The organism is Nonomuraea sp. NPDC050022, assembly GCF_044460705.1.
Taxonomy (GTDB): domain Bacteria; phylum Actinomycetota; class Actinomycetes; order Streptosporangiales; family Streptosporangiaceae; genus Nonomuraea.
The window spans coordinates 153,225-165,725 of the sequence record NZ_JBITKE010000014.1; the positions used below are offsets into that span (position 1 = coordinate 153,225).

11 protein-coding genes are annotated in these 12,501 nt (G+C 71.2%); 9 read left to right on the forward strand and 2 right to left on the reverse strand.

From position 1 onward, the window contains the following. Positions 1-53: 53 nt before the first annotated feature. Positions 54-458 (forward strand): MarR family transcriptional regulator, encoded by a 405-nt coding sequence (locus ACIBO2_RS46450; RefSeq protein ID WP_358537663.1) that lies wholly within the window; start codon positions 54-56, stop codon positions 456-458. A 116-nt stretch (positions 459-574) separates the two neighbouring features. Here ACIBO2_RS46450 and ACIBO2_RS46455 read toward each other — a convergent pair whose 3' ends face one another. Then, positions 575-1,210: a thymidine kinase gene (locus ACIBO2_RS46455; protein ID WP_358537665.1), complete on the reverse strand. Its 636-nt coding sequence runs from the start codon at positions 1,208-1,210 to the stop codon at positions 575-577. 76 nt (positions 1,211-1,286) lie between these two features. On the opposite strand from ACIBO2_RS46455, the gene ACIBO2_RS46460 reads away from it, so the two are divergent. The 6 genes from ACIBO2_RS46460 to ACIBO2_RS46485 all read left to right on the forward strand — a co-directional run bounded on the left by ACIBO2_RS46460 (position 1,287) and on the right by ACIBO2_RS46485 (position 8,641). Next, complete coding sequence (locus tag ACIBO2_RS46460; protein ID WP_357642639.1) at positions 1,287-1,658, forward strand: hypothetical protein; 372 nt, start codon at positions 1,287-1,289, stop codon at positions 1,656-1,658. A gap of 6 nt (positions 1,659-1,664) precedes the next feature. Then, complete coding sequence (locus tag ACIBO2_RS46465; protein WP_358537667.1) at positions 1,665-3,671, forward strand: hydantoinase/oxoprolinase family protein; 2,007 nt, start codon at positions 1,665-1,667, stop codon at positions 3,669-3,671. Beyond that, positions 3,664-5,472: a hydantoinase B/oxoprolinase family protein gene (locus ACIBO2_RS46470; RefSeq protein WP_358537669.1), complete on the forward strand. Its 1,809-nt coding sequence runs from the start codon at positions 3,664-3,666 to the stop codon at positions 5,470-5,472. Before ACIBO2_RS46465 ends, ACIBO2_RS46470 begins: the two co-directional genes overlap by 8 nt. A 52-nt stretch (positions 5,473-5,524) precedes the next feature. Continuing rightward, a complete protein-coding gene (locus ACIBO2_RS46475; protein ID WP_358537671.1) occupies positions 5,525-6,412 on the forward strand; it encodes a Gfo/Idh/MocA family oxidoreductase in 888 nt (295 codons plus the stop codon). 131 nt (positions 6,413-6,543) lie between these two features. Next, positions 6,544-7,548: an NAD(P)-dependent oxidoreductase gene (locus ACIBO2_RS46480; RefSeq protein WP_358537673.1), complete on the forward strand. Its 1,005-nt coding sequence runs from the start codon at positions 6,544-6,546 to the stop codon at positions 7,546-7,548. Between the two features lie 37 nt (positions 7,549-7,585). Then, positions 7,586-8,641, forward strand: coding sequence for a dihydrodipicolinate synthase family protein (locus tag ACIBO2_RS46485; protein WP_358537675.1), 1,056 nt, complete (start codon positions 7,586-7,588; stop codon positions 8,639-8,641). Between the two features lie 101 nt (positions 8,642-8,742). On the opposite strand, the gene ACIBO2_RS46490 is transcribed toward ACIBO2_RS46485, so the two are convergent. Then, a complete protein-coding gene (locus tag ACIBO2_RS46490; protein ID WP_358537679.1) occupies positions 8,743-9,978 on the reverse strand; it encodes a hypothetical protein in 1,236 nt (411 codons plus the stop codon). A gap of 30 nt (positions 9,979-10,008) precedes the next feature. Here ACIBO2_RS46490 and ACIBO2_RS46495 point away from each other — a divergent pair, with 30 nt between their 5' ends. Continuing rightward, positions 10,009-11,157 carry a DegT/DnrJ/EryC1/StrS family aminotransferase gene (locus tag ACIBO2_RS46495; protein ID WP_358537681.1) on the forward strand — a complete coding sequence of 383 codons (1,149 nt, stop codon included), beginning with the start codon at positions 10,009-10,011 and terminating at the stop codon, positions 11,155-11,157. 102 nt (positions 11,158-11,259) lie between these two features. Continuing rightward, positions 11,260-12,501, forward strand: a complete 1,242-nt coding sequence (locus ACIBO2_RS46500; RefSeq protein WP_358537683.1) for a sugar ABC transporter substrate-binding protein — start codon at positions 11,260-11,262, stop codon at positions 12,499-12,501.

Sequence of the window (12,501 nt, forward strand, 5' to 3'; positions counted from 1 at the left end):
GCTCCACTGATTGTCAGCTCTACTGACGATTAGGCTAGTGCGAGAATCGGGAGGTGTCGAGACGCCGCCTTGGATACCTGCTGAAGCACGCCAACCTGCGCCTGGCCCAGCACACCGGCCCGGCCCTGGAGCCGTACGGCGTCGACGGCCGCGAGCTCGCGGTGCTCAACGTGCTCGACTCGGCCGACCCGCTGTCCCAGCAGGAGGCCGCGACGCGGCTGCGGATCGACAGGACGACGATGGTCGCGATGATCGACACGCTGGAGGGCAAGAAGCTGGTCAGCCGTCGGCCGCATCCGGCCGACCGGCGCAAGAACATGGTCGAGCTGACCCCGCGTGGCCGTGACACGCTGCGCGACGGGGGTCAGGCTGTGGACGAGGCGGAGCGGACGTTCCTGGCGAAGCTGACGCCTGAGGACGCGGCCCGCCTCAGGGAGCTGCTCGACAAGCTGATCTAGGCTCGGGCCGAGGGACTGCTCGACGATGGTTCCCCGGGGGATTCGTCACATAGACGGCCTGTGATGGCTGGGGTCCTTAGAAGGGACTACCCCCTCCGGGGGAGTGAGGAAGAGGCTCAGACAGTGCCCTCGCCCAGGAGGCCCGCGCGGTGGTGGCGGCGGCAGAGGACCTGGTAGCGGACCGGGGACGCGTCCGTGTCGCCGATCACGACCTGCTCGCCCGTACGGACCAGCTCCCCGCCCACGATCCGCCCATTGAGCTGGCCGGGGCGCCCGCACCAGCACAGCACCTCCACCTGCAACCGGCACACCTCGTCCGCCAGCTCGAACAGCCGCTGCGCCGCCGGGAACATCACGGACCTGAAGTCCGAGGCCAGCCCGAAGGCGTAGACGTCGATGCCGTGCTCGTCGACCAGGTCGGCGAGCTGCTCGATCTGGTCGACGGTGTAGAAGCAGACCTCGTCGCAGATCAGGTAGTCGATCCTGTCGTGGCCGGTCACGAGCGTCACCAGATCGAGGGAGTCCACGACCTCGATGGCGTCCAGACCGAGCCCTATCCTGCTGGTGACCTGGGGTCCGCCCGAGCGGTCGTGCTTGGTCAGGACCAGCCCGCGCCGGCCCTGGCGGCCGTGGTTGTAGTTCATCTGGAGCGCGAGCGTGGACTTCCCGCAGTCCATGGGACCGAAGTAGAACTTCAGTACGGCATCACGGGCGCCGGACGGGACGGCGGACAGGGCAAACGTGTCGGTCACAGGGGGCCACCTTAGCGGCTTGGCTTGTTACCTGACCTCGTGGGAGATTTCTCCCCTGGAGTTATCAGGAGGAACCGTGGTCACAGAGAAGCCCCCCTCGCTCGACGCGATGATGACGACCGACGACCTCACGGCGGCGCAGGCCGACGCCACGAGGTGGCGGTACGGCTTCCTTGTGGTCGTGGCGGGGATCGTCGCGGTGCTGGTGGCCTTCGGGGCCGCCGTGTTCGCCACGAAGGAGTTCGCGGCGTTGTTCGCGGGCGTGGCCGGGGTGGTGGGCACGATCATCGGCGCCTACTTCGGCGTGCAGGCGGGGCAGTCGGGTAAGGCCAGGGTTGAGGCCGAACTCGCCAGGTCACAGGAGCTAGTGGTGCGCTTGGCCGCCTATGTTGGCACTGAGAACGCGCCCCGGGTCATCGATGAAGTGCTCGGCCGGCGCCGAAGCTGAGGAGCCATGCGTAGCGTCCGTATTGGAGTCGACACCGGGGGCACGTTCACCGACGTGGTGGCCGTGGACGACCAGACCGGTGAGATCGTCACCACCAAAACCCCCTCGACCCCCGCGAACCCGGCCGACGGGTTCGTCAGGGGCATCGAGAAGCTGGGGCCGCTCGACGCGAGTTCCGTCGTGCACGGCACCACTGTTGCCACCAATCAACTGCTCGAGGACCGGATCGCGAACCTGGGGTTCATCACGACCGAGGGCTTCGAGTTCATCCTGGAGATAGCCCGGCAGAGCGTGCCCGACGGCTATGGCAACTCCTACTTCTGGGTCAAACCGCCGCGGATCGTCCCGATCCACCTGGTCAAGACCGTCGGGGGACGGCTGGACCACACCGGCGCCGAGGTACGCCCGTTCGCCGAGGAGCAGGCCGCCGAGGTGGCCCGCTGGCTCAAGGCCAAGGGCGTCACCGCGATCGGCGTGTGCTTCCTGCACTCCTACGCCAATCCGGACCACGAGCGGCGCATGCGGGACGTGCTGGCCCGTGAGCACCCCGAGGCGGTCGTCTCGCTGTCGAGCGACGTGCTGCGCGAATACCGCGAGTACGAGCGGTCGGTCACCACGCTCGTGGACGCGGCGGTCAAGCCGACGATGCGCCGCTACCTGGCCAACCTGTCGGCCCGGCTCGGCATGCCGTTCTCGGTGATGAAGTCCAACGGCGGCGTGCTGTCGGCCCGCGAGGTCGTCAACCAGCCGATCACCACGGTGCTGTCGGGGCCCGCTGCCGGGGCGCTGGGCGCGGCGCTCATCGCCTCCACGGCGGGGCACCCGTCTGTGATCACCCTGGACGGCGGCGGCACGTCCACCGACGTCGCCGTGGTGATCGACGGTGAGCCGTCCATCACCACCGAGGGCGTCATCGGCCGCTACCCGTGCAAGATCCCGATGATCGACATCGTCACCGTCGGCGCGGGCGGCGGCTCGATCGCCTGGATCTCGCCCGAGGGCACGCTGAAGGTCGGCCCCAAGTCGGCCGGGGCCGATCCCGGACCGCTCTGTTACGGCAGGGGCGGCACCGAGGTGACGGTCACCGACGCGCACGTCTTCCTCGGCCGCATCCCGCCGCACCTGCTCGGCGGGGAGATCCCGCTCGACGTGGCGGCCGCGCGCACTGGCATCCAGGCGCTGGCCGACAAGCTCGGGCTCAGCGCCGAGCGGACCGCGACGGGCATCCTGGAGATCAGCGCGTTCAACCAGAGCAACGCCATCCGTCAGCTCACCGTCAAGCGCGGGCTGGATGTGCGGGACTTCCCGCTGGTGACGTTCGGCGGCTCGGGGCCGCTGCTGGCCTGCCGGCTGATCGACATCCTGGGGCTGCCCGCGGTGGTCGTCCCGCCCGATCCGGGCAACGTCTCGGCGTTCGGCCTGCTCACGGTGGACGTCAAGAACGACTATGTGCGTACGTACGTCACCCGCGACCTGTCCTTGGAGACGGCCGGAACCATCTTCCGCGACCTGGAGGAGCAGGCGGCGCAGGCGCTCGACCGGGAGGGCTTCGACGAGCCGGTCTACGCCCGCAGCGCCGACCTGCGTTACTACGGCCAGGCGTACGAGGTGCGCGTGGCCGCCCCGGCGGGCGAGGTGGATGAGGAGTGGCGCCGGGAGGTGCTGGACCGCTTCCATCAGGCGCACGAGAAGCTCTACGGCTATGGCTATCGCGACGACGAGCGGCACGGCGTCGAATGGGTCAACCTGCGCGTCTCCGGCATCGGTCCCATCACCCGCCCGGCCATCCGCCGCAGGGAGCCCCGCGACGGCGAGACGCCCGCGGCGGTGACCAGGAGCGTGCACTTCGACTCGGCCGCCGACACACCGATCCACCAGCGGTCCGACCTGGACCCGGGCACGGTGGTCGAGGGTCCGGCGGTCATCGAGGAGTACGGCTCGACGATCCCCATCCATCCCGGCTTCACCGCTCAGGTGGACGACTACGGCAACGTGGAGGTGCGGCGTGGCTGACCCGATTCTCGTCGAGATCGTCGAAGGCACCCTGGCCTCCGTGGAGAAGGAGGTCGAGACCGCGATCGCGCGTACGGCCCGCTCGCCGATGATCCGCGACGCGCACGACTTCCGCGCGGGCATCCACGACGCCCGGCTGCGCAAGCTGACCGGCCGCTCCTACAGCGCGCTCGTCCAGCCGATCGTCCGCGACTTCCCGATCGAGGAGATGAACCCCGGCGACGTCTTCTTCCACAACGACGTCTACCTGTCGGAAGGCGGGATCGGCCACCTGCCCGACCTGTGCGTCACCGTCCCGGTCTTCCACGAGGGCTCTGTGGTGGCCTTCGTGCAGGCGTTCGGGCACCACGACGACATCGGCGGCTCCGTGCCCGGCTCGATGCCCTCGCACGCGCGCAGCGTGTACGAGGAGGGGCTGATGGTCCCGCCGATCAAGCTGTGGGACGCGGGCGTGCCCAACGAGGCCGCGCTGCGCATCATGACCCGCAACTCGCGCATGCCCGACTCCCTCGCGGGCGACCTCGACGCCGAGTGCTCGGCCTGCCTCATGGGGGCGCGCCGCCTGGGCGAGCTGTTCGACAGGTACGGCCGGACCGAGGTCGAGGAGTGCTTCGACGCGATCATCGGCAAGACGACGGAGACGTTCCGGCGCGAGCTGCTGGCCAAGATCCCCGAGGGCACCTACGCCTGGGAAGACTATGCCGAGCACGACGGCGTGGACGAGCCGCGGCTGCACGCCCAGCGGATCACGCTCACCGTCGACCACGCGGCGGACGCCCCGCTGAAGATCGACTTCACCGGCACGTCACCGCAGGCCAAGGGGCCTATCAACCACGCGGGCGACTACGCCGACGGCGTGTTCCTGAAGAAGTGGCTGGCCCCCATCCTGCGCAACCTCGCCGACACCCCGGAGCGCATGGCCGAGCTGGACGTCAACGAGGGTGTCGTCCCCCTGATCGAGATGGTCTTCCCGGAGAAGGGGACGCTGCTCACCCCGATCTTCCCCGCGCCCACCAACGCCCGGACGTTCGTGATCCTGCGCCTGCTCGGCGTGCTCGCGGGCGTGCTGGCCAAGGCCACCGGCGGCCGCATGCCGGCCGACCAGGAGACGATCCGCTACACCGGCGTCCACGGCGCCGACGCCGACGGCGTGCCGTACCTGATGAGGGAGGTCCTCGGCGGCGGCTCCGGCGGGCGCTGGTACGCCGACGGCGAGGACACCATCCACGTGGTGCCCGACTCGCGCAACATCCCGGTGGAGTTCGCCGAGGCGCGCTGGCCGTTCCGGGTCGAGCGCCTGGCGCTGGCCTGCGACTCGGGCGGGCCGGGCATGTTCAGGGGTGGGCTCGGCTACGACAAGCACATCAGGATGCTCAGGGACGCCTCGTACATGTCGATCGCCGACCGGTCGATCCTGTCGTGCTGGGGCGTCAACGGCGGGCTGGCCGGGCGGCCGTTCCGGGTCGAGATTGCGGGCAAGGAGATGGAGGGCCTGGTGGACGACCACCAGGTGCAGGCGGGCGAGACCATCCGCATCCGCACCACCGGGGGCGGCGGCTGGGGCTCACCGTACGACCGGGACCCGCGCGCCGTGGCGGCGGACGTCCGCGACGGCAAGGTGTCGATCGCCGGCGCCCTGGGCGACTACGGCGTGGTGCTGGACGGCGACCGCATCGACGAGCAGGGCACCGCCGAGCTCCGCGCCAACCTGCGCCCGCCGGCGGGCCGCTTCTTCGACCGCGGCCCCGGCTACCCGAAGCTGTCGGGCGGCCGCTCCCACGCGGAGGTGGACGAGCTCTAGCTGATGCCATGATGGGCTCCATTTCCTGACATGTCGCGAAATGGAGTCCGTCATGCGTGTCGCCCTCGCCGGTCTCGCCACCAGCCATCCCTTCACCGACGCCCGTACCCTGGCCCGCCACGCGGACCTGCTGGTGTGGGAGGAGGACCCGGAGCGGCTGAGCCGCTTCGCCGAAGAGCATCCCGGCGCCAAGGTGCTGCCGAGCCTGGCCGCGCTGCTGGCCGCCGAACCCGACGGCGTGGTGCTGACCGTGCCGAGCCCGCGCGTGCCCGGGGCGCTGGCGGCCGTGCTCGACACCGGCGCGGCCTGCTTCGTGAACAAGCCCGCCGTCGCCACCCGCGCCCAGCTGAACGAGCTGGACCGGCTGCGGATCCACGACCGCGTGCTGTCCAGCTCGGTGCTCCGCTTCGCTCCGGCCTTCGCGGGGCTGCGGGTGGACCCCGCCGACGTGCTCGCGGTCCGGGCCACCGTACGGCATGACGTCGGCCTCTGGGCCGATGGCTACAACGCCTGGCAGGACACCCCCGGCGAGGGCGGCGGGACGATGGTGACCATGGGGATCCACGGCGTGGAGCTGCTGGTCGCGTTGTTCGGCCCGGACGTACGGCTGGCCGGCGCGGCCTCGGCCACCAGGCACTACGCGGGCCTGCGCTCGGAGGACACCGGCGTCATGGCCCTGCGCTGGGACAGCGGCGTCACGGGCACGGTCGAGATCCTCGGCGTCTCGGATGAGGAGTCCTACTCCGTCACCGTTCACCGGCGCGGCGGCACCGACACCGTGGTGATCGAGGGCGGTGACGACCACGTCAAGGGCCTGGGCTACGAGGGGACGATCGAGGCGTTCCTGGCCATGGTCGGGGGCGCGCCGAGCCCGGTCCCGTGGGCGCAGACCCGGGCCATTCTGGAGGTACTGGTCGCTGCCCGCGAAACCACCCAATGACCGGCGCGCGAACCACCCGTTGAGCGGCGCCCGAGGACGCCCGCCAACAGGCGTCCGAGGGCGCCCATTGACAGCCGAACTCCGCCGCAGTTACGGTCTGGACCGTAAATGACGTAACGGAGGTAGACCGCGTGCGGACGACAGCGGAACTCGAGGAACGGCTGGCGCGGCCGAGCGCCGCCCTCGTCGACGACCTGAGCAGGCTCGACGGCGACATCCTGATCCTCGGCGCGGGCGGCAAGCTCGGCCCGAGCCTGGTCCGGCTGGCGCTCAACGCCACGCGTGGCGACCGGCGGATCATCGCGGTGTCCCGGTTCTCCGAACCCGGGCTGGCCCAGGCGCTCCAGGACGACGGCGCCACCGTGGTGGCCGCCGACGTGGCCGACGAGGGGGCGCTGCGCGAGCTGCCCGACGCGCCGAACGTGGTGTTCCTGGTCGGCGCCAAGTTCGGCACCGAGGGCCGGGAGCACGCCACCTGGTTCACCAACGCGTACCTGCCGGGCAGGGTCGCCGACAGGTTCAGGGACGCCAGGATCGCCGCCCTGTCCACCGGCAACGTCTACCCGCTGGTTCCCGTCGGCGGCGGCAGCACCGAGGGCTCGCCGACCGGGCCGGTCGGCGACTACGCGATGAGCTGCCTGGGCAGGGAGCGGGTGCTGTCGCACTTCGCGGAGGCGTACGGCACCCGCATGTCGCTGCTGCGGCTCAACTACGCCGTCGAACTGCGCTACGGCGTGCTCGTCGACCTGGCCGGGAAGATCCTGGCCGGGGCGCCGATCGATCTGGCCACCGGCCAGGTCAACGTGGTGTGGCAGGGCTACGCCAACGAGGTCGTGCTCCGCTCGCTGCTGCTCGCCGAGTCGCCGCCGTACGTGCTCAACGTGACCGGACCCGAGCTGGTCTCGGTCCGGCAGGCGGCGCTGGACCTCGGCGCGGCGCTGGGCAAGGAGCCGATGTTCAGCGGCGAGGAGGCGCCCACGGCGCTGCTGTCGAACGCCGGCAAGTGCCACCGCCTGTTCGGCTACCCCGAGCTCACGCCCGCCGAGCTGATCGAGCACACGGCGCGCTGGGTGGCCGACGGCGGCCCGTTGCTCGGCAAGCCCACCAAGTTCGAACGCCGTGACGGCCGCTTCTAACCGCGTGCCCGGCCCATTGACCCGAGGGGGATCCGACGTGCTCAGCACGATTCCAGAGGCGCAGACGTCCGTGCGCGAGCTGTTCCGGCGCGGCCTGGTGATTCCGGCGCACCCGCTGGCCTTGACCGAGGACCGCAAGCTGGACGAGCGGCGGCAGCGGGCGCTGACCCGCTATTACGTCGAGGCGGGCGCGGGCGGGCTGGCGGTGGGCGTGCACACCACGCAGTTCGCCATCCACGGCACCGACCTGCTGCCGCCGGTGCTGGAGCTGGCCGCGCGGACCGCGGGGGAGTACGAGCGCGAGGTGGTCCTCGTCGCGGGCGCGACCGGGACCACGCGGCAGGCCGTGGCGGAGGCCGAGCTGGCCAGGTCGCTCGGCTACCACATGGTGCTGCTGAGCCCGTGCCGGGAGCTGGACGAGGACGGGCTGATCGAGCGGGCGCGGGCGGTGGGCGAGGTGCTGCCGGTCATCGGCTTCTACCTGCAGACCGCGGTCGGCGGACGCCCTTTGTCGCGGAATTTCTGGACCCGGTTGGCGGCGATCGAGTCCGTGGTGGGCATCAAGGTCGCCCCCTTCGACCGCTACCGCACGCTCGACGTGCTCCACGGCGTGGTCCGGGCCGGTCGCGCGGCCGAGGTCGCCCTCTACACCGGCAATGACGACCACATCCTGGCCGATCTCGTCACCACCCACCGGGTGGTCGTGGACGGGCACGAGGTGGAGATCGAGTTCGTCGGCGGGCTGCTCGGTCAGTGGGCGGTCTGGGTACGGCGGGCGGTCGAACTGCTGGAGGAGGCCAAGCTGGCCCGCGCGGGCGATGATGCGGCCATGCGGCGGCTGCTCACCCTCGACGGTCACCTCACCGACGCCAACGCCGCCATCTTCGACTCGGCCAACGCCTTTCACGGCTGCATCCCCGGCATCCACGAGGTGCTGCGCCGTCAGGGGCTGCTGGCGGGGCGCTGGTGCCTGGACCCGGCGGAGGAGCTCTCCCCGGGGCAGCTCGCGGAGCTTGACCGGATCTGGGCCGCCTACCCGTGGCTGCGGGACGACGACTTCGTCAGCGCCGGCCTGTCGCGCTGGCTCGCCTGACCCTCATGCGAGCCAGCGGCACCGTCCCCGAGCCGGCCGTCCCCGAGCCGGCCGTCCCCAAAACGGCCGTCCCCGAGTCAGCCGTCCCCGAGCCCGCCGCCTCAGAGAGTGAGGCGGTACAGGGTCAGGGGGCGGCCGCTGGAGCCGCTGGTGAGGTTGCCCGTGCGCTCGGCCAGCCCGGCCAGCTCCAGCCGGTGCAGCATGCGCCGGGCCGTGCGCTGCTGGACGTCGAGGCGGTCGGCGATCTCCCTGGTGGTGAGCGGCTCGTCGCCCGCCGCCGATCGCGCCTCCAGCAGCCGCTCGATAGTCGCCACCGACAGCCCCACGCGGCGGGCGATCACCGAGAGGTTGCGCTCCGACTCCGGGACGCCGGCGACCGACTCCAGGACGATGTCGGTGTCGGCGCGCAGCGACAGCACCGCCGCGATGTCGCCGATGCGCCGGGCGCGGGCCAGGGCCCGGCGGGCCAGGCTCTCCGCCTCCGCCGCGCTGCGGCCCAGCCCGAAACCCACGCGTACCACCTGATTCTGCGCCGCGAGGCGGCCCAGCATGGGCAGGCCGGTGAAGCCGCCCGTGGCGTCGTGCAGCGGGCCCCGGGTGGTGACCAGGAGATGGGTGCCGCCCCGGAAGGCGGCCAGCGTGCCGCCGAGCGCGGTGGCCTCGCGCAGCAGCCCCTCCTCGTTCTCGACCTCGATCAGCCCGAGCGCGATCTGCGCGTCCTCCTGCGCCTGCCCCTCGGCGGTCAGCAGCAGCTGGCGCAGCGCCACCCGGACCGAGTGGACGGACGGCGCCAGGCGCAGCACGTGCATCTCGCCGCGCAGCGCCTCGTGCACCGAGCTCAGGCAGGTGATCACCGGATGGGCGGGGCCGCGCTTGTGGAAGGCGATCGCCTTCTTGGAGGTCATCTCCGGCCGGTAGGGCAGCGTCCTGAGCGTGTCGGCGGGCAGCCCGGCCTCGGCGAAGGTGGCCACCACGTCGGCCGCGGGCAGCGTGTCGATCGACAGCCCGGTGACGTCCTGGCCCTCGTGCTGCAGGCGTACCAGGGCGCTGAGCAGCGTCGCGCCCGAGTAGTCGACGAACGCGGCGGCCCGGCTCAGCACCTCGGCGTCGCGGGAGAGCATGTACGGGACGATGCCGGTGAACAGCCACCCCTCCACGGCGGCGGCGTGCGCCTCGACGATCGCGGGCGCCTGCGACTCGTGGTCGTAGTCGAGGCGCAGCGCGGTGACGCCGGGCTGCTCCTCGCAGGTGGCCGCGACGTCGTCGACCAGATCATGCGGGCCGACGACCCCGATGACGATTCCCACCCACGCCTCCCTCTCGCTGTTTTCGGTCAAGACCGCAATTATATCTTGTGAGGTGCCCCTGTGAAGTTCCCGTCCATGGCCGAGGCCGCCGGCCGTACGCTCGGCGACGAGGAGGTGGCCGCCGCGGCGCGGGTGATCCGCTCGGGCATGCTCAGCTCCGTCTGGGGGACCGAGACCAGAGCGCTCGAACGCGAGGTCGCCGCGTTGTACGGCGTGCGCCACGCGGTCGCGTGCGGCTCCGGCACCGCGGCCCTCCATCTGTCGGTCGTGGCGGCTGCGCCGGACCCCGGAGACGAGATCATCACGACGCCGATCACCGACTTCGGGACCGTGGCCCCCATCCTGGCGCAGAACGCGGTCCCTGTCTTCGCGGATGTGGATCCCTCGGACGGCAATCTCGACCCCGGCGCGGTGGCCAAGCTGATCGGCCCGCGGACTCGGGCGATCATGGCCGTGCACCTGTTCGGCGCGCCCGCCCGCGTGGCCGAGCTGCGGGCGCTGGCCGACGAGCACGGCCTGGCGCTGATCGAGGACTGCGCCCAGGCGTGGCTCGCCGAGCTGCCGGACGGCCGGCCGGCCGGCACGGTGGGCGACGTCGCCACCCTCAGCCTGCAGCAGTGGAAGCACATCACCTGCGGCGACGGCGGCCTGGCGCTCACCGAGGACGACGAGCTGGCGCGCCGGATGCGGCTGTTCGCCGACAAGGGCTGGGACCGGGCGGCCGGGCGCTCACACGCCGGTTTCGGCCTGAACTACCGCATGACCGAGCTGCAGGCCGCCGTGGCGCGGGCCCAGCTCGCCAAGCTGCCCGGCGTGGTCGCGGCCCGCCGCCGCACGGCCGTACGGCTGCTCGACGCCCTTCAGGGCCTGCCAGGGGTACGGCTGCCGCGCCCGGAGGGGCACGCCTGGTGGCTGTTCCCCATCGTGCGGCCCGAGGGTGACGCCCGGGAGCTGGCCGCGCACCTGGCCGCGGCCGGGATACCCGCGCGGGCCGGTTACCTGGAGGAGCCGCTGAACCGCGCCCCGCTGTGGGATCGGCCCATCTACGGCTCCTCGCGCTACCCGCTCGACGGCTACGTCCCGAACCCGTGCCCCGAGGCCGAGCGGCTGGTCGCCGAGACGCTGCTGATCATCGACTGGAACGAGAACTACACGGCCGAGCACGCCGACGCCGTCGCCCGCGAGATCACCCGATTCACCGCGCGTTGACGGCGGAGGCCGTAGTTACGTTCAGGTATCGCCCATTGACCGCACGAGGTCCTCGTTACTAGGTTTCGGTCAGGACCGGTATTACTCGAAAGGAATCCGCCGATGAGGAAGACAGCGGCACTCGGCCTGACGGCCGCCCTGGCCCTCGCCGCCGCCGGGTGCGGATCCAGCGGCTCGGACAAGAGCACCGTGACCCTCTGGATGTACCCCGTCATCGGGGACCAGGCCAAGAGCCAGGCGTTCTGGGCCAAGGTCGAGAAGGACTTCGAGGCCAAGAACGCGACGATCGACATCAAGATCGACCAGCAGCCGTGGGAGGGCCGTCAGGAGAAGGTCACGACGGCACTGGTCTCGAAGAAGGGCTTCGACCTCGTCGTCCTGGGTCCCGACCAGATCCCCCAGTACGCCCAGCAGGGCACCATCGACGCCGTCGACGACGTGGTGGGCAAGGACAAGGCGACCTACCTGCCCAGCGCGCTCACCGCGCTGACCGTGAACGGCAAGCTGTACGGCGTGCCGATCTACCAGACGATCACCGCGCCCATCTACAACAAGAAGCTGTTCGCCGAGGCGGGCGTCGAGAAGGTGCCCGAGACGCTGGCCGAGCTCAAGGCGGCGGCGCCCAAGCTGGCCGCCAAGAAGGTCGCCGTGCTCGACTACCCCGGCAAGCCCGAGGTCAGCCTCAACCAGAGCTTCTATCCCATCCTGTGGGCCAACGGCGGCAGCGTCTTCGCCCCCGACGGCAAGAAGGTGGCCTTCAACAGCCAGCAGGGCGTCGACAGCCTGCAACTGCTGCTGGACCTGAAGGCCGCGGGCGGCCTGCCCGAGGACACCGCCAGCAAGGGCAACGAGGTCGAGGGCGGCGCCCTGGCCAAGGGCAAGAGCGCGATGTACCACGCGGCCACCGCCCTGCAGGCCACCCAGCTCGGTGCCGCGATCGGCGCCGACAACGTCGGCATCGGCTTGCCGCTGGAGGGCGTCAAGCGGGTCGCGTTCGGCATCCCGGGTGCCCTGGTGCTGGCCAAGCACGCCGAGAGCAAGGACGCGGCGAAGAAGTTCGCCACCTACCTGTCCTCGCCCGAGGTCGCCGCCAGCCTGGCCGCGGAGTCGGGCTTCTTCCCCGCCCGTACCGACGTGACCGTGCCGGGACAGTCGGCCGCGGCCACGGAGTTCGCCAAGTCGCTGCAGTACGCCTTCCCCGGTGACACCCACCCGAAGGCCCGCCAGGTGATGGGCGTCATCGCCCCGCACATCCAGGCGGCCCTGCTCGGCAAGGAGGACGCCAAGACGGCGCTCGACGCGGCGGCCAAGGAGGCCGACGCGCTGCTGGGCAACGGCGGATAG